A 20,154-nucleotide genomic window follows, 5' to 3' on the forward strand; every position below is an offset into this window, starting at 1 on the left:
GCGGTCATGGCGCCATCCCCGTCCGCTCGTCGATCCCCGCCCGCTCCCGGTACTCCCTGACCAGAGCGGGCCGTGCCGAACCGACCGGTCGCCGCCCGGGCCTGATGTCGCAGGCGAAGGCCTTGTCCTCTTGGATGTGCACGTTCGGGTCCAGGCTGATCTCGATCAGGTCGTTGGCCGAATCGCCGGTGCTGTACCCGGCCCAGCCCCAGTGATACGGCAGCCCGATCTGGTGCAGCCGCCGCCCGTCAACGGTCAGCGACGGAATCCGGGACGTCACGAGCACCCGCGCCTCCACCGCGTTGCGCGCGGTGACGATCGTCGCCCAGCCCATGTGCACCAGGCCGCGCTCGGCCGCGAGTTCCGGCGACACCTCGCAGAAGAACTCCGGCTGCAGCTCCGCCAGGTAGGGCAGCCACCGGCTCATCCCGCCCGCGGTGTGGTGCTCCGTCAGCCGGTACGTGGTGGCCACGTAGGGGAACATGTCGGAGCGCGGCGAGCCGTTCGACGGCTGGAACCGGTTGTCCGGATGACCGAACGCGGTCACCTGCCTGGCCGGGTTGCGCTGCTGCCCGTACAGCGGGTTGGACAGCGGCGAGTCCTGCGGCTCGTAGTGCGCGGGCAGCGGCCCGTCGACAAGCCCGGCCGGCGCGTACAGCCACGCCTTGCCGTCGGCCTGCATGATGAACGGGTCGGTCCCGGCGAGCGCCGCGGGGCCGACCGCGTCATCCGGCGGCTGGTAATCAGGTGCCTTGTCAGGCACGAAGTCCGGCACGTCGTGCCCGGCCCACTTGCCCTCCGCGGCGTCCCACCACACCAGCGCCTTGCGCGAGCTCCACGGCCGCCCCCGCGGATCGGCGGACGCGCGGTTGTACAGGATGCGCCGGTTGGCGGGCCAGGCCCAGCCCCACTCGGGCGCGATCCAGTTCTGCTCCTGGCCCGGCTTACGCCGCGCGGCCTGGTTGGCCCCGTCGGCGTACACACCGCAGTAGATCCAGCAGCCGCAGACGGTGGACCCGTCGTCCTTCAGCTGCGTGTAGGCGGACAGCGGAGCACCGTCGCCGCCCCAGCCGTTGATCTCGGCGAGCACCGCCTCGGCCGACGGCTCCCCGATCGCACCGGACACCGGATAGTCCCAGGTCAGGTCCATCACCGGCCGGTCCATATTGGAAACAGACCCGGAACCAGACCCGGCTAGCTTGGACCGTATCAATCGTCCCAGGTGATACGTGAACCACAGCTCGCTGCGCGCGTCCCCCGCGGGCTCCACCGCGGTGTGGTGCCACTGCAGCATCCGCTGGGTGTTGGTGAAGCTGCCGCTCTTCTCGGTGTGCGCGGCGGCGGGCATGAAGAACACCTCGGTGCCGATGTCCTGCGTCCGCAGCTCGCCGCTGTCGATCTCCGGGCCGTCCTTCCAGAACGTCGCGGACTCGATCAGCGAGAAGTCGCGCACCACCAGCCACTTGAGGTTGGCCATGCCGAGCCGCTGCAGCTTGCCGTTGGCCGAGCCCACCGCGGGGTTCTCACCGAGCACCAGGTAGCCCTCGCAGTCGCCCGCGAGCTGCGCCATCACGGTCTCGTAGGTGGAGTGGCTGCCGGTCAGCCGCGGCAGGTAGTCGAAGCAGTAGTCGTTGTCCGCCGTCGCAGCGGAGCCCCACCACGCCTTCAAAAGGCTCACCGTGTAGGCACGCATGTTCGCCCAGAACCCCTTGTCGGTGCCCTCGGCGGTGACGAACGAGTCCAGGTCCTCGTTGGTGTGCGCGTGCGGCATCGGGATGTAGCCGGGCAGCAGGTCGAACAGCGTCGGGATGTCGCTGGAGCCCTGAATCGAGGCATGCCCGCGCAGCGCCATGATGCCGCCGCCCGGCCGCCCGATGTTGCCGAGCAGCGTCTGCAGGATCGAGGCGGCGCGGATGTTCTGCACGCCCGTGGTGTGCTGGGTCCAGCCGACGCTGTAGACGAACGCGGTCGTCCGCTCGCGCCCGGAATTCGAGGTGATCGAGTCACAGATCATCCCGAACGTGTTCGGGTCAATCCCGCAGGCCCGCTCCACTACCTGGGCGGTGTAGCGCGCGAAGTGGCGCCTGAGTATCTGGAACACGCACCGCGGGTGCTCGAGCGTCGGGTCGGTCCGCGGCGTGCCGACGTGCGCGCCGCCCGAGCCGTGCGCCTCGCCGCGCGCGGCCGTGCGGACCGCGGACGAGTCCGCGGACGCCGACTCGGCGGACGACGATTCGCCCGGGCCGGTCCTGTCCTCGTATTCCGCGTCCCGCTCACCCGACGCGGCCTGCACCTCGGTGCCCTCGTACGTCCAGGTGCCCGGGTCGTAGGAACGGCTGTCGGGGTCGAAGCCGGAGAACAGCCCGTCCAGGTCCTCGGTGTCCGCGAACTCCGCGGAGATGATCGTCGCCGCGTTGGTGTAGTTGAGCACGTACTCGCGGAAGAACTGTCCGCTGGAAAGCACGTGGTTGATCAGCCCGCCGAGCAGAACGATGTCGGACCCGGCGCGCAGCGGCACGTGCAGGTCGGCGACGGCGCTCGTCCGGGTGAACCGCGGGTCGATGTGGATGATCTTCGCGCCGCGCGCCTTGGCCTCCATCACCCACTGGAATCCGACCGGATGGCACTCGGCCATGTTGGATCCCTCGATCACGATGCAGTCGGCGTTGCGCAGGTCCTGCAGCATATTGGTGGCGCCGCCGCGCCCGAACGAAGTCCCCAGACCGGGGACGGTGGCGGAGTGTCAAATGCGGGCCTGGTTCTCGATCTGCACTGCCCCGAGCGCCGTAAACAGCTTCTTGAGCAGGTAGTTTTCCTCGTTGTCGAGCGTCGCGCCGCCAAGCGAGGCGAACCCGAGTGTCCGCCTGACCGCTCTGCTGCCGTCTGGACCGTCCACCTCCCACTGCCATCCGGCGCGGCGGGAGGCGATGATCCGGTCGGCGATCATGTCCATCGCCGTCTCCAGGCCGAGCGGCTCCCACGCGGTGCCGTACGGGCGCCGGTAGAGGACTTGGTACTGCCGGGCGGAGCCGGTGGTGAGCTGGAGGCTCGCCGACCCCTTCGGGCACAGCCGCCCCCGGGACACCGGGGAGTCGGGATCGCCCTCGATCTGGACTACCCGGTCGTCCTTTACGTAGACGTTCTGACCGCAGCCCACGGCGCAGTACGGGCAAACGGACTTGACCACTGTGTCCGCCGTGGCGGTGCGCGCCGTCAGCCCGGCGCTCACCTGGCTCTGCACCGCGGCGCCCCTGCCAAACGAGTCAGCGCCGGTCACCTGCCGGTACACCGGCCAGCCTTCGATCCAGGTACGGACACCCATCGGCGGCTCTCCCCCTTCTCGGTACCGTCGTGCTACCTCAGCCGCGCCCCGTTAAACCAGGTGTTTGCCCCCACCTGATCAGGGAAGACGCGCCACATGGCCGAAAAAAGCAGGCGGCACCAAGGCCGGCGGGAGGACAGTGCGCCGAGGGAGCGGCCGAGGTGGCTGTTCCTCGTGACAGGCGGACTGGTCTACGCCGGCGCGCTGCTCGGAATGTGGATCGTGCTGGCCGGTCAGCCGGACGCGGAGGACCTGGCGGCGGGGTCGGCGGCTGCGGTGCTTGCCGTGGGCGCGGGCTACCTCCTCAGCGACCGCGGAAAGATGGTACCCAGCGTCCGGGCCGCCGACCTGCGCACGCTCGCGGCCGTGCCGTGGCAGGTGGTGGCCGAAACCGGGCAGGTCTTCGCGCTGGCCGCTCGCAAGGCGTCTGGTCGCCAGGCGGCGCCGGGCGCGCTGTGCACCGTGCCGCTGGATACTGGGCCGGTCCTGCGCGAATGGCCGGCCGCGCGGCGGGAAGCGGTGCTGACCGCGCTGCTGTCTGCGGCACCGAACACGGTCGTCGTGGACATTGACATGGAAGCGGGCACGGCGCTGGTGCACCGGCTGGCCGGAGGCCCCCCGTCCGGTCCGCACCCGGCCGGCGCACGCCAGGCGCTGCCGGGATGAGCTGGTTCCTCGCGGCGGCGCTGGTGCTCCAGGTGGCGCTGATTCCCTGCGCGTGGGTGTGCTGGCGTTTCGACTCCGAGCACCGGGTGGTGGCCCTGGGGCTGGCCGGCACGGTCCAGGCACTGGCCGTGCTGTGCCTGGCCGTCGGGTACGGCGAACCCGGACTCGCGTCGCTTGCCGTGGTGCTTGCCGCGTTGTCCAGCGGAGGCTCAGTCGCCTTCGCCCGGTTCCTTGAGCGGTGGCTGTGACAGGCGGCTGTGTCATGAGGGTGACTGGCCGATGACGCTGACCGGGGTCATCTCGACGGTCCTGCTAGTGGCGGGGCTGGTGGTCGTGGTCGGCTCGTGCGTGGGAATGGCAGTCCTCGACGACCCGCTGGACCGACTGCACCTGACCACCCCGGCCGCGATGCTCGGCTCAACAGGGATCTGCGCCGCGGTGGTGGTGCGCGCCGGCCTCTCGGCGTCGGGACTGGCCGCCATTGGCGTCGCCGTGATCCTGATCGTCGCCAATCCGCTTGTCGGCCACGCCATGGCTCGCGCCATCGCGATCCGGCACGGCGCCACCTGGGCGGATCCACAGGACAACGGGGTGAGCCCGTCCGGGGGGGAACAGTGAACGAGGTGGTGATCGCGGTCGCGCTGGTCTGGGTGGCCGTGTCGGGCACGGCCGTGGTGCTGACCAGGGACCCGCTCCGCCAGGCCTTCGTGGCCGGGTTCTTCGGGCTAGCGCTCGCCTTTCTTTACCTGTCATTGCAGGCCGGAGACGTGGCACTGTCACAGATCGTGGTCGGTGCCATCGCGGTGCCGCTGATCGTACTGCTCAGCCTGGCCAAGGTGCGGAAGGACCAGGAGTGAGTCGGCGCGCACGCCTGGCGTTCTTCGCGGTGGCCGCGGCGGCGCTGGCGGTGACCCTTGGTGCTGGCCTGGCCGGCCTGCCGTCGTTCGGCAGCCAGCTCACCGCCTACGCCCGGATGCTCAACGCAGTTGCGCAGCAGCAGCGGCACGTCACCGACGTGGTGTCGGCCACCACCTTCGACTACCGCGGAATCGACACCCTGTTTGAGGAGTTCATCCTGCTCAGCGCGGTGGCTGGGATCTCTGTGCTGCTGCGCCCGCTCAGCGACGAGACTCGCGAGCTCCCCGAGGACAAGGCGCCGGACCGTGCGATCCCGCCGCCCGGCCCGGCAGTGTGGCTGCTTGCGGTGTTCCTCAGCTCCCTGCTCGTGCTGATCGGCATCGAGACGGTCACGCACGGCCAGCTCACACCGGGCGGCGGCTTCCAGGGCGGCGTAATTCTGGCCAGCGCCTTCTACGTTGTTTACCTGGGCACCAACTACCGAACGGTGGAGCGGTTCCAGCCGGCCCCGCTGCTTGAGGCATCCGACGGGGTGGGCGCCTCCGGATACGTGTTCATCGGCCTGCTCGGCCTGCTAGCCGGCGCTTCCTTCCTGAGCAACGTCGTCGGCCTGGGCGTCGCGGGCACCCTGATCTCAGGGGGCACCATCCCGCTGCTTAACCTGGTCGTCGGCGTGGAGGTGGCGGCCGGTTTCGCGATCCTGGCCTCGGAGTTCCTTGACCAGACGGCGGTCATCCGGCCGAGGCGACAATGAGCGAGCTTGCGAGCGAATCAGTAAGCACAGTGTGTCCGCGAATGCGGACTCCGAGCGCCAGCGAGGTGGCCGTGTGAGTGCCCTGGCCTACGGCGTCGTCGCCTGGCTCTTCCTCGTCGGCGTCTACGGCGTCGTGACCAGCCGCAACCTCATTCACCTGGTGGTCTGTTTGTCGGTTGCGCAATCCGCCACCGACATCTTGCTGCTGGAGATCGGCTACCGCGGCGGCGGTCACGCCCCGGTGTTCGTCAGCCTGCCTGCCCACCCGGGACCGGCCGTCGACGCCGTCATGCAAGCGCTGGCGCTCACCGATGTGGTGGTGGGAGCCGCGGTGACCGGCCTGCTGCTCGCGCTGGCAGTGCAGGTGCACAAGCGAGCGGGCACGCTGGATCCCGACGCGCTCCGGGCAACCAGGGACTGACCGCCGTGGACCTCGCCGGGTCGGCTTCGGCCGTCGTTCCAGTGTCGATCGCGGTTCCGCTCGCCGGCGCGGCCCTGCTGGCCGGGTTCAGCCGGCTGCTGCCCCGGTGGGCCAGAGACTCGATCGCCATCGCGGTCGCGCTCGCCACCACCATCCTGACCCTGATCCTGGTGGCCGCCAGTGCGGGCCGCCCGATGATCTACTGGTTCTCCGGCTGGCGTCCCGCTGGGGGCAGGGCCATCGGGGTCGACTACGCGGTCGGCCCGCTCGGGGCGGGCATGGCGTCCCTGGCGGGGCTGCTGGCCAGCGCCGCTCTGGTCTACTGCTGGCGGTACTTCGACACCGCCCGCGGCCGCCACCACGCCCTGGTGCTGATCTTCCTGGCTGGCAGCGTCGACTTCTGCCTGACCGGGGACCTCTTTAACCTGTTCGTCGCGTTCGAACTGGTCGCCGTGACCGCCTACGCGCTCACCGGCTACAACGCCGGGTACCCGGGCCCGCTGCAGGGAGCGATCAACTTCGCGGTCACCAACAGCCTCGGGGGCCTGACCGTCCTGATGGGCATCGGCTTCCTGTATGCGCGCACCGGCTCGCTGAACCTGGCCCAGATCGGCCAGGCCCTGAGCGGACGGCATGCCGACGGGCTGGTCGTCGTGGCGTTCGCACTCCTGACTGGCGGCTTTCTGATCAAGGCCGCGGTCGTTCCGTTCCACTTCTGGCTGCCCGACGCCTACGGCTCGGCCCCGATCCCGGTATGCGTGCTGTTCGCCGGGGTGATGAGCGAGCTCGGGCTGTTCGCCGTGATCCGGGTGTGGGTTACCGTCTTCTCCGGCCTGGCCGGCGGGTCAGAAGCTCGGATGCGGGCGGTGCTGCTCGGGTTCGCGATCCTCACCGCGGTGGTCGGCGCGGTCATGGCACTGGCGCAGCTGCACCTGAAGCGGATGCTGGCCTTTGTCACCATGAGCCACCTGGGCATTTACCTGATCGGTGTCGGCCTGCTTAGCCCGCTGGGCCTAGCCGGCGCGTCGCTGCTGGTGATCGGCGACGGCCTGGCCAAGTCCGCGCTGTTCCTCGGCGTCGGCGTCCTGCAGCACGAGCGGTCCAGCGTCAGCGAGACCAGGCTGCGCGGCCGCGGCCGCGGGCTAGCGGTCACCGGCGTCACGATCGCCGTGGGTGCGCTGGTCCTGGCCGACCTGCCGCCCTTCGTTTCCTCGACCGGGCACGCGCTGCTGGTGGACGCGGCGGACCAGGCCGGCCTGCCGTGGCTGGAAATCGTGATCGCCGCGTGCGTTATCGCCTCCAGCGGTGCCGTGCTGCGGGCCGCGGCACGGATCTGGCTGGGCTGGGGAGATACCGAAAGTCCAGATGCGGACATTGGTACCGCAGATGACCCGGGGGAAGAGGCCGAGGATAGGTCCGACACGGCCGACGCGGAACAGGAAGAGGAACAGGATCAGGGCAGGCGAGAGCGCTCAGGGCAGGAGCGTCGCGTGCCGCTGACCATGGTGCTGCCGCCGCTGGCGCTGCTCGCGATCGGGCTGGGGCTCGGGCTGACAGCCGGCATAGCGGAACATGCCGCGGCCGCCGCGTCGTCCTTCTCGGACCGGGCGGCCTACGCGGCGGCAGTGCTTGGCACCCACCGCGGGTCCGCCACGGCAGGTCGGACCGTCGTCCCGGCCTCCACTGCGGCGTCTGCGGGCGGTGTCCTCGCTGACCTGGGCCAGGTGCTTGCCGCGCTCTGCGTGGCGGCCGTCGCCCTGGACCGGCGGGCCTCGCGGCTCCGCCAGGCACTGGCCGCAGGCACCCGATGGCTGCGCCGCCTGCACAGCGGTCTCGTCGGTGACCAGGTCACCTGGCTGGTGGCCGGCCTTGCGCTGCTCGCCGCCCTCGGTCAGTGGGCGCTGCACTGACCGGACAGTCAGGAGTCAAGCAGCGGGCCGAGCGGCCCCAGGTCGATATTCAGTTCCCGGCGTTCGATGCCGAACCGCTCGGTCAGCTCGTTCATCGCCTCATCGAGGCGCATCAGCGTGGTGCCAAGCCGTTCCGCCTGCTCGTCGCTGACGGTTCCGTCCTCGACGCGGCGCAGCGCCTGCCGCTCCATGAGCTGGCGCAGCAGTTCGACGATGGTCAGCACGAGCGCGGCGAGCCCGCGCTCGGCCGCTTCGGGGTCGTCCCCGTCAAGCCGGTACCGCACCCGTTGTCCGGATGGCGCGCGCCCGGCCTCGCTCACTACTCGGCCTACTTCCCGGCTCATTCCTCGTCTCCCGTCGCCTGTCCAGTCAACGCGCCGACCGAGGTAAGCAGCGCGCGCAGCGAGATCACCACCAGGTCCACGTCCGCCACCGACAGCGTGATCTCGCCGGTGATTACCACGCCGCCCGCGAGCACCCGGTCAAGCAGGTCAACAAGCGCGAGCCGCTCGCCTGGCAGCACGTCCGCGCGTGCGTCCTGGTAGGGATCGGCGGTACGGTACCGCTCAACATCCGTCATCGTCGTCGCCGACGAACGAGTAGGGCGGCCACGGTCCTGTCACCTCGATCCGCAGCTCCGGATGTGCGGCCGCCCGGGCCGCGACCGCCGCGTTGAAGTCCGCGGCGCCATCCGCGGGCACCAGGTAGGCGGCGTTGAGCAGCATCGGCAGCCGCACGCCGCTCAGCTGCGGCGACTGCGGCGGGTGCAGCCGCGCCCCATCCGCCTGGCCGGCCAGAGCGCCGTGCAACGTCCGCGCTGCGTCGACAGCCGCGACACGCGACTCCCGCCCCGCCGCGAGCTGAGCGCGCCGGCGCCGCAGGTAAGCGAGCCCGGTACCGCCCCGCGTCGCCTGGGCTCCGTCCTCATCCGGGCTGGCCGCGTCACGGCCGGCCGCAAAGCCGTCGCGGGCGTGCCGAGGCGCTGCGGTCTCCGATTCCGGCACCGCGTAGGCCTTCACGCCCCACTCGACGCGGCCGTCCACCCGTCGCAGGGCGCCGCGCAACATCGCCCGGCGCTCGTCGAGCGCCGCGCAGGCGGCGGCGTCGCTGCTGTAGACGGTGGCGAGCCTGGTCGGCAGCAGCGGGAAGAGCCGCGCCGCGGCGTCGATGACGTGATGGTGCGCCCGCGCCACCTCGTCGAGCCAGTCCAGGTTCTCCAGGTTCCTGCGCAGCGCGGCCTCGCCGAACTGCGTCTCGCTCACGTCGCTGACCAGCATGCTCAGCCCGGAACAGGCGGCCACGCGCACCGGCGCGCCGCCGACCCCGGTCATCCAGGTCAGGTCGGCCGCGAGATCATCCACGCCGTTGTCGATGATGGCATACGCCCAGACCGTGGTCTGCTCTTGCCGCTCGCGACCTGGCAGTTCAGCCGAGCCGCAGGCCTCAGGATGAACGATGTTCGCGATGCTCATCGCCCGCCTCCAGTTCTCTCACCCGGCCCCGCAGGCGCCGGACCTCGTCTCGCAGTTCCCCGATGCCGTTCCCCGACCGATAGGCCATCTGGCCCCGTGCGGCGTCCGCGCTCAGCCACGGGTCGGCTTCCCACCAGTTGATGCCCACCTCGCGGGCGGTTTCCAGTGAGGCGATCACCAGCCGCAGCTTGATCGTGAGCAGTTCGATGTCGAGCAGGTTGACCTGGATGTCGCCCGCGATGACCAGGCCCTTGTCGAGCACCCGCTCCAGGATGTCGCCGAGGTTGGCGGGGACGCGCCCGCCGCCTGCCGCGACGGCGTTCGCCTGCGTCACGCCCCCGTTCGCCGGCATGTTGCTGACGGTCATCAGATGATCCCTTCGTCGCCACGGCCCCGCGCGAAGCGCCGCATCCGCCGGTAGGAGATGAGTTCCCCGTCGAGGTCAAGCTCGGCCTGGTAGGTCGCGATTACGTCGGTCGAGGACGGAATCCTTGCATCCTCGACCACCTCAACAGTCACCAGCCAGCCGTCCTGCGACGGCTCGACGCCGCTGATACCCTCAGGGTCCCGGCCGGTCAGCTCCGCGACCTGCCGCAGTCCCCGCTGGCCCGCCTGGGCGGCCGACAGCGGCGGCGGGTCAGTGACGAACTCCTCGGCGCGGGCCTCCCTGGCGGATCGTCGTTCGGCCATGTCGATCAGCTCCTATCGCACTTGCCCCGCTGACGGCGCGGGCGATCGGGTCGGCTGGGCTTGGTGACCAGGGTGGCGGTGAGCCGGTCCTCGGTCTGCGCCAGCTCATCGTCGGAGATTTCGCCACGGTCTCGCCGGCTCTGCGCCTCCTCGAGCTCGCGCCTGATCCTCGCCGGGTCGTACATCTCACGCTCCGCCTGCTCCTTGATCATCTCTCCGAGCTTGATAACGCCCTGGAGCGGCCGGAGCGGAAGCTGGAATGGCATGGTAAGCAGGCCCATCAGTCCCCCCTAGTCGTCGTCGTGGTGCTTGACGCCGTCGCTGCCGTCCCGATGAAGTCGTAGGTGGCGAGCGGCCCGAGCAGTCGCAACTCGATCCGGTCGCGCCACTCCTCAGCAAGCCGCCCGACCGCCTCGCGCAGCTCGTCCGCCTTGTCGGTCTCGACGAGGAAGGCGCCGTAGACCGCGTCGAGCTCGTGTGTTGGCGGCCGGACGACGCTGGCCGTGACGTGCCCGGACAGCGCCTTGCCGAGCGTGCGGTTGTCCGCGTCGCGCTTAGCCGTGATCGCGTTGTTGATGAACTCGCCGAGTTCGATCCGCTGGCTGCGCGTCGCGTCCGGGTCCGCATCCCTGAGTTGCTCGGCGAGCCTGGCCGCCTGCGGGCTGCCCGCAAGAAGTTCCTGCAGGACCGCCTGCTCGATGTACCGGCCCCTGACGACGTACTCGGCATGCCCCTCGAGTTGCCGCAGTGCGGCGGCGAACTCGTCGTGGTGCGGGCCGAGCAGTTCATCGGTTACCGCGTCGTCGTCGGACACGACCGCGCCGAAGCGCAGCGGCAGCACCGGGACGTAGGCGGAGCTTGAGTCAAGCAGTTCCTCGTGCGTCACGAGATCTTCGGCCCGGCCCAGCGGACGGTCCAGCCGCACGTCGCTGACCAGCGCCACCAGGTCGCGATGCCGGATGGCCCTGACCTCGCCAGGCGGGTCGCCGACCCCGGTCGCCCCCGATTCGACCTCGATGTCACCCGGCATGATGCCGTAGACGTATACGCCTGTGTACTCATCGTCCGTGGCCCGCACGTCTTCCCTCTGCGTTGTCATCTCAGTCCCCTTCCCGGCGCGAACGCCGCCCCGCGCGATCCCCGCCCTGCGCGTCCGCGAAGTCGCGGAGCTTGTCGGTTGCCGCGTCGAGCGCCCCCTTCGTCTTGTGCTTGGCGCCGCTCTCCTCCAGGCCGCCGACCAGGCCGGGCAGGCCCTCCTTCTCCTGCGATATGTCGAGCCGGTTGACGGCCTCGGCGAACCGCAGGTAGGTGTCGACGCTGGCGATCACCACGCGGGCGTCGATGGTGATCAGCTCAATCCCGACCAGCGACACCCGCACGTACGCGTCGATCACGAGCCCCTTGTCGAGGATGGTGTCGATGACGTCAGCCAGTCCCGACGGCTGCGGCCGTGCCGAGTTCCCGCCGCCTGGCTGCGTAGCGATGGTCATTGCCCGCTCCCTCCGTTATTTCCGTTCTGGAGGCGCCCTCGTGCGCGGGCGCCCCGCCTCGCCTCGCGGCGGAACGCTTAGCGCGCTCCGCCGCGACCGGCCCCCTGGCGCGCACGCTGCGGTGCGCGCGTCCTGCCGCCGCCGCGGGCCGGTGCCCGGCGCCTGTCGCTGGCACGGCCCCCGCCGGTGTCGGCCTCTTCATCCGCGGCCTCTTCGCCCACGGCCTCTTCGTCCGCGTCCCGGTCGTCAGTGTCTTCCTCGTCCGACGGCTCCTCGTCCGCGTACTCGTCCTCGGCGCCCGACTCGGTGTCCCGGGCGTCGTCGCGTGACTCATCCATTTCGTCGCGGTCGTCCCGCTCGCGGCCCTCTTCCTCGAGCGCGGTCTCGTGGTCCTTGACGACCTTGCCGTCCTCGATCACGCCGCGCCAGCCCTCGACCTCGTCGGGTTCGAGCAGGGTGTGCGCCATGACGTGCCGCTGGAAGTGCTTGAGCTCGAGCCGCGTGCGACGGCCCTGGGCGCGCCACAGGTTGCCCGTCCGCTCCATGAACCCCTGCGGGTGGTACTCCATGACCACGACAATCTTGGTCAGGTTGGGGGTCAGCTCGTGGAAGGTGACCACTCCGTCGACGTGGCCCTTCTGCCCCTTGGACTTCCAGGCGATCCGCTCGTCCGGACGCTGATCAGTGATGGTGGCTTCCCACTCGCGGTGCGACCAGAAGACCTGGGCCTTCCAGTTGACCTTGTACTCCTGGTCGTTCTCGTCGGGCGAGGCGTTCTCGACCTTCTTGGTGAACGTGGGGAACTGATCCCACATGGTCCACTGGTTGTACGCGAGCCGGACCGGCGCGCCGACGTCGATGGATTCGACGATGTTGGTGAGCTTGAGCTTCTGGCGGCCGCCGCCCTTGCCCTTGCCACCGAACACGCCGCCGACCTTCTCCTTCAGGCCCGCCCAGCCCGCGCCGAGCATCGACCGGCCCGGGCTCTTGCCCTCGGCCAGGCCCTTCGCGCCGGTCACCGCGGCCAACAGCCCCGGTCCCCCGCCGCCTTCCACGTAGTCGGTGAGCCTGCCGGTCGCCTCCTGGACCTTGCCATGCACCTTCGACATGGCACGGTCGGTCAGGGCACCGACGAGGCCGTTAGCCTCCTGCTTGAGCCGGTCCATCGGGCCGCTGCTCTCCTTCTCTGGCGGCATCTCGCTTACCCCCTAGTCCTGGTCACGGGCGACCGGCGGGGCGTGCCGCCGCTGCGGGCAGGCCTGGCAGGCCGGGCGGGCCGGGCAGGCCGCGCGTCCGCCTCGTCATCGGCGGGCTCGTCGTCCGCCTCGTCGTCCGCCTCCTGCTCGTAGTCGTCTTCTTCGGCCTCGTCCTGGTAGTCCTCGTCGCCCTCGTAGTCCTCGTCGCGAGCGTCCTCGTCGCGGGCCTCGTACTCCTCGTCCTCCGGCTCGTCCGCCTCATCGGCCCTGCCGCGCCCGGTCACGCGCCGGCCAGCACCGCCGACGGTGGACGACGCGCGCTTGGCGGTGCCCCCAGCGGCGCGCTTTCCGGCACCCGCGGCCTTCTTGCCGGTCTCGGACGCTTTGTCCGCACCCTCGGCTACCGCGGCCTCGGGGTTGAGCACCCGCTCGGCGCGCTCGTGCAGCGAGTTGGTCAGCGCGTCCATCTGGCTGCTGACCGCCGCCGTCGCCGCGGCCTTCCCCGCCGAGAGCAGGTCGCCGCGCACGATCTCCGTGAGCTGGCCGAGCTGGGGCGCCACCTTCTGCAGCGCATCGGTCGAGTTGAGCATCTTCATGCCGCGCTTCATGGCGATGCCGCCCACGGTGGTCCCGCCAACGGCCGTCGCCGCGGCCAGCATGGTCGCCATGCGGAACTTCTTCCGACGGCCGAGCAGGTAGCCGACACCGATCGCGGCGGCGGCTTGCATGCTGCCTTTCATCCTTAGCCTCCGATCTGAGCCACGAGCCGCTGGGTTCGCGGGGTTCGCGCTCATGGTTCCTGTCGCATCCGGATCCGGTGTCTTCCGCTACCGAAGCCGTCTGCTCGTTCGATCTGGCGCCGCTACCCGACGAACTGACATGGAAACAACCAGCATGAATCGCAGAAGGTATTTGAAAAATGACAACGAGTGACATTCCCTTTTCGGGCCGAACCGGACGGCCATGACGGGCTCAACCCTCGTCACGACGGCTGGGTCCAGGCGCTGGTTGATACGACCCAGGACGGGCACGAGCTGAACCTGCCGCCCATGGAGGCGATCGCACGCCGCGTCGCCGAGGGCCGTGCCGGAGCGCGCGCCTAAGTCTGCGCCGCCCGCCTCAGCCGGCCGCGTTGCCCTTGGGCTGCTCGGCGTGCGCCCGCGCCTCCCGCCGGTGCTGCCACAGCTTGACGGCCACCACGAGCAGCAGCGCCGCCAGCGGCGGCAGCAGGGCCGTCCGGCTCGCGTACCTGATGAGCACCGCGCCGCACGCCGCCCCCGCGACGAGCGCGAGCAGCCCGACAACGGCGGAGGCGTCCGCTGATTTGCGGCGCCCCGTCACCAGCGCCTCGATGAGCGCGGTGAGCGCCCCGGTCATGTAGGTGGTCGACGGGTTCCCCTCGATGCCGCGGGCGGCGGCGCCCTGCATGCCGAGCGCGAGCGCCGCCGCGGTGAGCAGCACGTCGGTGGCCGCCGTGGGCGGCGCGGCGTCGTAGCCGATCCATGCGACGTTGAGCGCCGCGAGGAGAGCGCACTCGACGGCGAGCACCAGCGTCGCGGAACGTGGCCACGGCTGGCCCTGCGCTGAGCGGCTCTGTGCGGACCGCCCTAGTGCCCGCTGGCCCGTTGAAGGCCTGCCGAACAACAGCCGCAGCCTGCTGCCCGCCGCCACGCCGAGTATGTACCCGATGACGGCCAGGATGGCGTGCACCGCCGGGGTCAGCGACGTGGTGCCGATAGCCCGCCCGACGAAGATCAGGTTGCCGGTGATGACGCTGGTGAACGCACCGCCGATCATCATCAGCGTGACCACGTCGACGCAGCCGCTCGCGAAGGTGAGCAGGCCGATGTAGTACGAGTGCCGATGGCGTTCCGCCTGCTCAGCCATGGCCGGGGAGGAGGCCTCAGCCGCCCGCGCCCAGCTCGGCGTACAGCGCCGCGGTCTGCGCGGCGACCGTGTCCCAGGAGAACTCGGTGACCGCGCGCTCCCGACCGGCGTGGCCCATCGCGTCCGCGCGGCCCGGGTCGCGCAGCAGCATGTTGAGCGCGTCGGACAGCGACGCCGGGTCGTCGGGCGGCACCAGCAGCCCGGTCACCCCGCCGTTGACCACCTCGGGAATGCCGCCGACCCGGGAGGCGACCACCGCCGTCTCGCAGGCCATCGCCTCCAGGTTGACGATGCCGAGCGGCTCGTACACCGATGGGCAGGCGAACACCAGCGCGTGCGTGAGCAGCTGGATGACGTCCTTCTTGGGCAGCATCTCCGGAATCCAGATCACCCCGGACCGCGACGCTTGCAGCTCCGCCACCAGCGTCGACACCTCCGCGCCAAGCTCCGGGGTGTCCGCCGCGCCGGCGCAGAGCACGAGCTGCGCCGACGGGTCGAGGGACGCGGCCGCCCGCAGCAGCACCGGCACGCCCTTCTGCCTGGTGATCCGCCCGACGAAGATCACGTAGGGCCGCGAAAGGTCGATGCCGTGCCGCTCGAGCACGTCCGTGCCGGCGTCGGGAGCGTATTCGGCCGTGTCGATGCCGTTGTGTATGACACGAACCCGTTCGGGGGAAATCTCCGGGTAGCAGGACAGGATGTCGGCGCGCATGCCGTCGGACACGGCCACCACCGCGGCCGCCGCCGCCAGCGACGTGCGCTCCGCCCAGGACGACAGCTGATAGCCGCCGCCGAGCTGCTCGGCCTTCCACGGCCGCAGCGGCTCGAGCGAGTGCACCGTCGCGACGTGCGGGATGCCGTGCAGCAGCGAGGCGAGGTGCCCGGCCAGGTTGGCGTACCAAGTGTGCGAGTGCACCAGGTCGGCCGGAGCAACCATGTCCGCCATGGACAGGTCGGCGGAGAACACCTTGAGCGCGGCGTCATGCAGCGCGGGCCACGCCTGGTGCGCCACCGCGGAATCCCGCGGCGCCCCCTGGCAGTGCACGGTCAGCTCGACGAGCGGCGCGAGCGATTTGGCCAGGTACTCCACGTGCACGCCCGCGCCGCCGTACACCTCGGGCGGGTACTCCCTGGTGAGGAGTGCCACCTTCACGGAGCAACCACCTGTCCCTTGCCTACCACGGTGATGCCACCCGGCGACACGGCGAAGCCGCGGGCAAGGTCGTGCTCCTTGTCGACGCCTACCTTGACGCCCTCGGGCACCACGACGTTCTTGTCGATGATCGCGTCCCTGATTTCCGCGTGCCTTCCGACATACACGTTGTGCAGCAGTACCGTGCGTTCGACAGTTGCCCAGGAGTTCACGCGCACCCCGGGCGACAGCACAGACTGCCGCACTAGACCTCCGGAAACGATCACCCCGTTCGAGACGAGCGAGTCGATCGCCCGGCCCACCCGGTCGCCGGTGTCGTGCACGAACTTGGCGGGCGGCAGCGGGTCCATGTGGGTGAGTATCGGCCAGCGGTCGTTGTACAGGTTGAACATCGGCTCGACGGTGCGCAGGTCCATGTGCGCGTCGAAGTACGCGTCGATGGTCCCGACGTCCCGCCAGTAGCCCCGGTCCCGTTCCGTCGAGCCGGGTACCTCGTTCGTCATGAAGTCATAGGCCTGCGCCGCGCCGTCGCCGACCAGCGCGGGGATGATGCTGCCGCCGATGTCGTGCTTGCTTTCCTTGTCCGCCGCGTCCCGGTGCAGCACGTCGACGAGCACCTTCGTGTCGAACACGTAGATGCCCATCGACGCGAACGACTCCTCGGGGGAGTCAGGGATCGTCGGCGGGTTGGCGGGCTTCTCCACGAACTTCTCGACGGACCGCCCGTCGGCGGCGACGCCGACGATCCCGAACGCCTTGGCGTCCTGCCGCGTCACCGGGATCGACGCCAGGGTCACGCCGGCGCCGTACTCCAGGTGCTGGTCGATCATCTGCCGCGGGTCCATCCGGTACACGTGGTCCGCGCCGACGACCACCACCAGGTCCGGGCGCTCGTCGTTGATCAGGTTCAGCGACTGGAAGATGGCGTCCGCCGACCCGGTGTACCAGTGCGGCCCGAGCCGCTGCTGGGCCGGCACCGGGGTCACGTAGTTGCCGAGCAGGTCGCTCATCCGCCATGTGGTCGAGATGTGCCGGTCCAGGCTGTGGCTCTTGTACTGGGTGAGTACGCAGATCTTTCTGATGCTCGAGTTGGCCAGGTTAGATAGCGCGAAGTCCACCAGCCGGTACACCCCGCCGAACGGCACCGCAGGCTTGGCCCGGTCGGCCGTCAGCGGCGCCAGTCGCGTCCCCGCGCCGCCAGCAAGCACAATGCCCAGCACGCGCCGGTCTGCCATATTCCGTGCCTCCGCTCTCGATCAGTGCGATGCAATGCTGCACCCTCTAGATCCCCCGGCGAAAGGCCGGCACGCGCAGAAAACGAGGCCAAAGCCCAAAAGATCAAAGTCATTATCCCGAACGGTTGCGCCCTACTCCGACCCCCCTCCCATCCTCTCCTTCCGGCTGTAGATGAGGCGGACTCCCTGACCCGCCGCCTCCACCAGCCCGAGGGCCAGGTCCACCGGCCCCGTGCCATCGGGGAACAGCCGGCTGCCCTCGCCGATCACCAGCGGAAGCACGATTAGCCGGTACTCGTCGACCAGTTCGGCGGCCTGCAGTTCGCGGACCACGCTGAGGCTGCCGGTGACCACGATGTCCGTGTCCTTGCTGCGTGCCTCAACCTCTTTCATCAGGTCGTCGCAGTCGAGCAGTTCGGAGTTCTGCCACAAGCTCGCGTCCGCCAGCGACCGCGAAGCCACCAGCTTCGACCAGGCGTTCATCCTGGCGGAAAACCAGTCGTCGCGGCCCGGCCAGAGTGCGGCGAACTCCTCGAAGGTGCGGCGGCCGAGCAGCAGCGCGCCGTTGTCCATGATCTCCCCGAGGCGGAACTTGTCCCCTTCGAGCGGTTCCGGGCCGAACCGGTACAGCCATCCGCCGTACGAGGTTCCCGCACTTCCGCCCGGGTCCTGGATTACTCCGTCCAGTGAGATGTATTCGATGACGATGACACGGCCCATGACCGTCCTCCTCGGCGCTCTGCTGCGCGGCCGGCTCTTGCCGGCCGTCGCAGTAGAGACGAGCAGTGGTGGGCATCGGGGACAGTGGTCACGGCAGCAGCAGGCAGCTGTCGCCGAACTCGTGCCACCGGTACCCCAGGCGCAGCGCCTCCGCGTAAGCCCGTCCGACAAGCTCGGGCCCGGCCACCGCGGTCAGCAGCGCCAAGTGCGACGCTCCAGGCGCGTGCCAGCCGGTCACCAGCCCGTTCACCACCCGGGCGCGCCGCTCGGGACCGAGCACGAGATCGGTCCACCCGCTCCGCGCCCGCACCGTCCCGTCCGGGCCGGCGGCCGACTCAAGCGCGCGGGTCACCGTGGTGCCGACCGCGACCACCCGCCCGCCCGCCGCACGGGTGGCATTGACCAGCCGGGCGGTGGACTCCGGCACCCGGAACCGCTCCGGCTGCGGCGGCTCGCCTGGCTCCTGGGACGACACGCCCGTGTGCAGCACGATGGGAGCAAGCGCCACACCGCGGGTGACCAGGTCGGTGACGATTTCGGCCGTGAACGGCCGCCCCGCGCTCGGCATCTCCGCGCTGCCCGGCTCCCGGCCGAAGACGGTCTGGTACTCAGCGAGCGGCCACTGCCGCGGCACGTACGCGTAACGGATCGGCCGCCCATGCCGGGCAAGGAAGGCCGCGGCGCCGCCCTCGATACGCGACTGGCCCGCCCTGAGCTCGGCCCGCCACAGCCGGTCCTGCCCGGCAGGCCGCGGCCCGTCAAGCACCAGCCCAACGCCATCGGCCAGGCCGATCACCTCGCCGGCCCGCAGCCCGGACACCGGCCCCGTGGACGTCCCGGCCGGCCGCACCTCCACCACCCAGGCGCCGTCGTCGAGTTCCGCAGAAAAGTGCACCTCCACCGGCGCGCCCGCCCGGTCCCCGTCGACCGCCGCGGCGAGCGTGGCCGAGGCGTTGACCACGACGAGATCCCCCTCCGCGAGAAACTCGCCGAATTGCCCGAATCGGGCGTGCCGCATCCCCGTCGCGGTCGCCACCAGCAGCCGCACGCCGTCCCGCACGGGCGGCGGCTCACTCGCCTCGAGCCCCGCCGGCAGCACGAAGTCGAGTATGGTCACGCCAGCCCCCGATGCGACGCGTCCCTTGACGTCGGCCTCCTTCACGCCCGTGCCTCCGCGAAATCCGCGGCGCGCAAGCGCCCGCTCGGCGGCCGCGTCGCGATCAGCCGCAGCAGCGCAGGTACCACGGCCTCCGGCTCCTGCCGGTCGGAGATGTCCTCGCCGGGGAACGCCGCCTGATGCATCTCGGTGCGCATGTCGCCCGGGTCGACCGCGTACACGGCGAGCTCGGGCTCCTCCGCCGCGAGCACCGCGGACAGCTGGTCGAGCGCCGCCTTGGCGGCGCCGTAGGCGCCCCACCCCTCGTAGGCCTCGACAGCCGCGTCAGAGCTGACGTTCACGACGATGCCGCCCGCGGCCCGAAGCACCGGGAGGAACTGCTGAGTGAGCGCCAGCGGCGCGAGCACATTGGTCTCGAACACCTTGCGGGCCGCCGCGAGTGGCACGTCGTCCAGCCGGGGGAGCGGCGACGGCCCCAGGTCGCTCGCGTTGTTGACGAGCAGGTCGAGCCTGCCCGGTGCGCCTGCGGCACTGCTTAGCTCGCCGACCATTTCGGCGAGCGCCTCCCGGTGGGCCGGGTCCGTGACGTCGCCAGGCACCACGACGGCGCCGGGCAGGGCGGCGGCCAGGTGGCCGGTGCGGCGCGCGTCGGTCACCACGCGCCACCCGTTCGAAAGCAAGCCACGGGCCAGCGCCAGGCCGAGCCCGCGCCCGCCGCCGGTGATCAGGGCAATTGGTTGCGATGTGCTGCTCATGAGCCCTATTCTTGTAGTTGAAGTTAACTTTAAGTCAAGGGAAAGCCTGGCGACCGTGCAGAGCACCGACCATCTCACCGTCAGCGAGATCGCGACCCGCAGTGGATTCAGCGCGTCAGCGCTGCGCTTTTACGAGCGCGAGGGACTCATCAACGCGACAAGGACGACGGGCAACCAGCGCCGCTATGAACGCAACGTGCTGCGCCGCCTCGCCTTTATTCGCGCGGCCCGTAACGTCGGCCTCACCCTGGACGAGGTAGCCGCCGCGCTCGCCGAGCTCCCCGACTCCCGCACCCCGACCAAGGCCGACTGGACCAGGCTCTCCCGAGGCTGGCGCGCCCGCCTCGACGCGCAGATCGCCGCTCTGGAGAAGCTCCGCGACGGCCTCGACTCCTGCATTGGCTGCGGGTGCCTGTCCCTGAAGCGCTGCGCCATGTCCAACCCCGCCGACATCGCCAGGACAGACGGGCCGGGCGCCCGCTACCTCCCCGCCCCGCTCAGGTAACCG

26 protein-coding genes are annotated in these 20,154 nt (G+C 70.4%); 9 read left to right on the forward strand and 17 right to left on the reverse strand.

Annotation, left to right across the window (positions count from 1 at the left end):
* Window positions 1-4: 4 nt before the first annotated feature.
* Window positions 5-3,322, reverse strand: coding sequence for a formate dehydrogenase (fdh, locus tag EAS64_RS35860; protein ID WP_187366423.1), 3,318 nt, complete (start codon window positions 3,320-3,322; stop codon window positions 5-7).
* Between the two features lie 174 nt (window positions 3,323-3,496).
* Here fdh and EAS64_RS35870 point away from each other — a divergent pair, with 174 nt between their 5' ends.
* From EAS64_RS35870 to EAS64_RS35900, 7 genes are all read left to right on the forward strand, one after another.
* Window positions 3,497-3,988, forward strand: a complete 492-nt coding sequence (locus EAS64_RS35870) for a Na+/H+ antiporter subunit E (RefSeq protein WP_187366424.1) — start codon at window positions 3,497-3,499, stop codon at window positions 3,986-3,988.
* Window positions 3,985-4,236, forward strand: a complete 252-nt coding sequence (locus EAS64_RS35875) for a monovalent cation/H+ antiporter complex subunit F (protein ID WP_145860430.1) — start codon at window positions 3,985-3,987, stop codon at window positions 4,234-4,236. The genes EAS64_RS35870 and EAS64_RS35875 overlap by 4 nt, the downstream gene beginning before the upstream one ends.
* Before the next feature lie 31 nt (window positions 4,237-4,267).
* Window positions 4,268-4,606 (forward strand): monovalent cation/H(+) antiporter subunit G, encoded by a 339-nt coding sequence (locus EAS64_RS35880; RefSeq protein WP_145860432.1) that lies wholly within the window; start codon window positions 4,268-4,270, stop codon window positions 4,604-4,606.
* Window positions 4,603-4,845 carry a Na(+)/H(+) antiporter subunit B gene (locus tag EAS64_RS35885; RefSeq protein WP_145860433.1) on the forward strand — a complete coding sequence of 81 codons (243 nt, stop codon included), beginning with the start codon at window positions 4,603-4,605 and terminating at the stop codon, window positions 4,843-4,845. Before EAS64_RS35880 ends, EAS64_RS35885 begins: the two co-directional genes overlap by 4 nt.
* On the forward strand, window positions 4,842-5,600 hold the full coding sequence (locus EAS64_RS35890) for an MnhB domain-containing protein (RefSeq protein ID WP_145860435.1): 759 nt from the start codon (window positions 4,842-4,844) through the stop codon (window positions 5,598-5,600). The genes EAS64_RS35885 and EAS64_RS35890 overlap by 4 nt, the downstream gene beginning before the upstream one ends.
* A gap of 73 nt (window positions 5,601-5,673) precedes the next feature.
* Window positions 5,674-6,021, forward strand: coding sequence for a cation:proton antiporter subunit C (locus tag EAS64_RS35895; protein WP_145860437.1), 348 nt, complete (start codon window positions 5,674-5,676; stop codon window positions 6,019-6,021).
* 41 nt (window positions 6,022-6,062) lie between these two features.
* Entirely contained in the window at window positions 6,063-7,931 is a 1,869-nt protein-coding gene (locus EAS64_RS35900) for a complex I subunit 5 family protein (RefSeq protein WP_145860439.1), read from the forward strand.
* A gap of 8 nt (window positions 7,932-7,939) precedes the next feature.
* Here the strand turns inward: EAS64_RS35900 and EAS64_RS35905 are convergent, their stop codons facing one another.
* The 10 genes from EAS64_RS35905 to EAS64_RS35950 form a co-directional block, all read right to left on the reverse strand.
* On the reverse strand, window positions 7,940-8,275 hold the full coding sequence (locus EAS64_RS35905; RefSeq protein ID WP_145860441.1) for a gas vesicle protein K: 336 nt from the start codon (window positions 8,273-8,275) through the stop codon (window positions 7,940-7,942).
* Complete coding sequence (locus tag EAS64_RS35910) at window positions 8,272-8,511, reverse strand: gas vesicle protein (protein WP_145860443.1); 240 nt, start codon at window positions 8,509-8,511, stop codon at window positions 8,272-8,274. The genes EAS64_RS35905 and EAS64_RS35910 overlap by 4 nt, the downstream gene beginning before the upstream one ends.
* Window positions 8,498-9,403: a GvpL/GvpF family gas vesicle protein gene (locus EAS64_RS35915; protein ID WP_145860445.1), complete on the reverse strand. Its 906-nt coding sequence runs from the start codon at window positions 9,401-9,403 to the stop codon at window positions 8,498-8,500. The genes EAS64_RS35910 and EAS64_RS35915 overlap by 14 nt, the downstream gene beginning before the upstream one ends.
* Complete coding sequence (locus EAS64_RS35920) at window positions 9,375-9,770, reverse strand: gas vesicle protein (protein WP_246116026.1); 396 nt, start codon at window positions 9,768-9,770, stop codon at window positions 9,375-9,377. The genes EAS64_RS35915 and EAS64_RS35920 overlap by 29 nt, the downstream gene beginning before the upstream one ends.
* Window positions 9,770-10,093 (reverse strand): gas vesicle protein GvpO, encoded by a 324-nt coding sequence (locus EAS64_RS35925; protein ID WP_145860446.1) that lies wholly within the window; start codon window positions 10,091-10,093, stop codon window positions 9,770-9,772. Before EAS64_RS35925 ends, EAS64_RS35920 begins: the two co-directional genes overlap by 1 nt.
* A gap of 5 nt (window positions 10,094-10,098) precedes the next feature.
* Window positions 10,099-10,374 (reverse strand): gas vesicle protein GvpG, encoded by a 276-nt coding sequence (locus EAS64_RS35930; RefSeq protein WP_145860448.1) that lies wholly within the window; start codon window positions 10,372-10,374, stop codon window positions 10,099-10,101.
* Entirely contained in the window at window positions 10,374-11,192 is an 819-nt protein-coding gene (locus EAS64_RS35935) for a GvpL/GvpF family gas vesicle protein (protein ID WP_145860451.1), read from the reverse strand. The genes EAS64_RS35930 and EAS64_RS35935 overlap by 1 nt, the downstream gene beginning before the upstream one ends.
* A gap of 1 nt (window position 11,193) precedes the next feature.
* Window positions 11,194-11,583, reverse strand: a complete 390-nt coding sequence (gvpJ, locus tag EAS64_RS35940) for a gas vesicle protein GvpJ (RefSeq protein WP_145860453.1) — start codon at window positions 11,581-11,583, stop codon at window positions 11,194-11,196.
* 77 nt (window positions 11,584-11,660) lie between these two features.
* The gene (locus EAS64_RS35945; RefSeq protein WP_145860455.1) at window positions 11,661-12,779 is read right to left on the reverse strand and encodes an SRPBCC family protein; all 1,119 of its coding nucleotides are present in this window, start codon (window positions 12,777-12,779) and stop codon (window positions 11,661-11,663) included.
* Window positions 12,780-12,784: 5 nt separating this feature from the next.
* The gene (locus tag EAS64_RS35950; RefSeq protein ID WP_222849855.1) at window positions 12,785-13,519 is read right to left on the reverse strand and encodes a hypothetical protein; all 735 of its coding nucleotides are present in this window, start codon (window positions 13,517-13,519) and stop codon (window positions 12,785-12,787) included.
* 189 nt (window positions 13,520-13,708) lie between these two features.
* Between EAS64_RS35950 and EAS64_RS44165 the strand changes: the two genes are divergently transcribed.
* Complete coding sequence (locus tag EAS64_RS44165; RefSeq protein ID WP_187366425.1) at window positions 13,709-13,882, forward strand: hypothetical protein; 174 nt, start codon at window positions 13,709-13,711, stop codon at window positions 13,880-13,882.
* Between the two features lie 16 nt (window positions 13,883-13,898).
* Here the strand turns inward: EAS64_RS44165 and EAS64_RS35955 are convergent, their stop codons facing one another.
* The 6 genes from EAS64_RS35955 to EAS64_RS35980 all read right to left on the reverse strand — a co-directional run bounded on the left by EAS64_RS35955 (window position 13,899) and on the right by EAS64_RS35980 (window position 19,646).
* A complete protein-coding gene (locus tag EAS64_RS35955) occupies window positions 13,899-14,666 on the reverse strand; it encodes a YoaK family protein (protein ID WP_145860459.1) in 768 nt (255 codons plus the stop codon).
* Window positions 14,667-14,682: 16 nt separating this feature from the next.
* On the reverse strand, window positions 14,683-15,819 hold the full coding sequence (gene glgA, locus EAS64_RS35960) for a glycogen synthase (protein ID WP_145860461.1): 1,137 nt from the start codon (window positions 15,817-15,819) through the stop codon (window positions 14,683-14,685).
* Window positions 15,816-17,054, reverse strand: coding sequence for a glucose-1-phosphate adenylyltransferase (gene glgC / locus EAS64_RS35965; protein WP_145860463.1), 1,239 nt, complete (start codon window positions 17,052-17,054; stop codon window positions 15,816-15,818). Before glgC ends, glgA begins: the two co-directional genes overlap by 4 nt.
* A gap of 132 nt (window positions 17,055-17,186) precedes the next feature.
* Window positions 17,187-17,774 carry a dihydrofolate reductase family protein gene (locus EAS64_RS35970; protein WP_145860464.1) on the reverse strand — a complete coding sequence of 196 codons (588 nt, stop codon included), beginning with the start codon at window positions 17,772-17,774 and terminating at the stop codon, window positions 17,187-17,189.
* A gap of 88 nt (window positions 17,775-17,862) precedes the next feature.
* Window positions 17,863-18,936 carry an S-adenosylmethionine:tRNA ribosyltransferase-isomerase gene (locus tag EAS64_RS35975; RefSeq protein WP_246116027.1) on the reverse strand — a complete coding sequence of 358 codons (1,074 nt, stop codon included), beginning with the start codon at window positions 18,934-18,936 and terminating at the stop codon, window positions 17,863-17,865.
* The gene (locus EAS64_RS35980; protein WP_145860465.1) at window positions 18,933-19,646 is read right to left on the reverse strand and encodes an SDR family oxidoreductase; all 714 of its coding nucleotides are present in this window, start codon (window positions 19,644-19,646) and stop codon (window positions 18,933-18,935) included. The genes EAS64_RS35975 and EAS64_RS35980 overlap by 4 nt, the downstream gene beginning before the upstream one ends.
* Before the next feature lie 55 nt (window positions 19,647-19,701).
* On the opposite strand from EAS64_RS35980, the gene soxR reads away from it, so the two are divergent.
* A complete protein-coding gene (soxR, locus tag EAS64_RS35985) occupies window positions 19,702-20,151 on the forward strand; it encodes a redox-sensitive transcriptional activator SoxR (protein WP_145860467.1) in 450 nt (149 codons plus the stop codon).
* Window positions 20,152-20,154: the final 3 nt, after the last annotated feature.

Origin of the sequence: Trebonia kvetii (assembly GCF_007827045.1) — a bacterium.
Classification (GTDB): Bacteria; Actinomycetota; Actinomycetes; order Streptosporangiales; family Streptosporangiaceae; genus Trebonia; species Trebonia kvetii.

Bases quoted from the DNA above. Each gene is read 5' to 3' on its own strand.
- EAS64_RS35875 (WP_145860430.1), top strand. From the start codon at position 3,985: ATGAGCTGGTTCCTCGCGGCGGCGCTGGTGCTCCAGGTGGCGCTGATT.
- EAS64_RS35880 (WP_145860432.1), top strand. From the start codon at position 4,268: ATGACGCTGACCGGGGTCATCTCGACGGTCCTGCTAGTGGCGGGGCTG.
- EAS64_RS35905 (WP_145860441.1), bottom strand. From the start codon at position 8,275: ATGAGCCGGGAAGTAGGCCGAGTAGTGAGCGAGGCCGGGCGCGCGCCA.
- EAS64_RS35910 (WP_145860443.1), bottom strand. From the start codon at position 8,511: ATGACGGATGTTGAGCGGTACCGTACCGCCGATCCCTACCAGGACGCA.
- EAS64_RS35915 (WP_145860445.1), bottom strand. From the start codon at position 9,403: ATGAGCATCGCGAACATCGTTCATCCTGAGGCCTGCGGCTCGGCTGAA.
- EAS64_RS35920 (WP_246116026.1), bottom strand. From the start codon at position 9,770: ATGACCGTCAGCAACATGCCGGCGAACGGGGGCGTGACGCAGGCGAAC.
- EAS64_RS35925 (WP_145860446.1), bottom strand. From the start codon at position 10,093: ATGGCCGAACGACGATCCGCCAGGGAGGCCCGCGCCGAGGAGTTCGTC.
- EAS64_RS35930 (WP_145860448.1), bottom strand. From the start codon at position 10,374: ATGGGCCTGCTTACCATGCCATTCCAGCTTCCGCTCCGGCCGCTCCAG.
- EAS64_RS35935 (WP_145860451.1), bottom strand. From the start codon at position 11,192: ATGACAACGCAGAGGGAAGACGTGCGGGCCACGGACGATGAGTACACA.
- gvpJ (WP_145860453.1), bottom strand. From the start codon at position 11,583: ATGACCATCGCTACGCAGCCAGGCGGCGGGAACTCGGCACGGCCGCAG.
- EAS64_RS35945 (WP_145860455.1), bottom strand. From the start codon at position 12,779: ATGCCGCCAGAGAAGGAGAGCAGCGGCCCGATGGACCGGCTCAAGCAG.
- EAS64_RS35950 (WP_222849855.1), bottom strand. From the start codon at position 13,519: ATGAAAGGCAGCATGCAAGCCGCCGCCGCGATCGGTGTCGGCTACCTG.
- EAS64_RS35955 (WP_145860459.1), bottom strand. From the start codon at position 14,666: ATGGCTGAGCAGGCGGAACGCCATCGGCACTCGTACTACATCGGCCTG.
- glgC (WP_145860463.1), bottom strand. From the start codon at position 17,054: ATGGCAGACCGGCGCGTGCTGGGCATTGTGCTTGCTGGCGGCGCGGGG.
- EAS64_RS35970 (WP_145860464.1), bottom strand. From the start codon at position 17,774: ATGGGCCGTGTCATCGTCATCGAATACATCTCACTGGACGGAGTAATC.
- EAS64_RS35980 (WP_145860465.1), bottom strand. From the start codon at position 19,646: ATGAGCAGCACATCGCAACCAATTGCCCTGATCACCGGCGGCGGGCGC.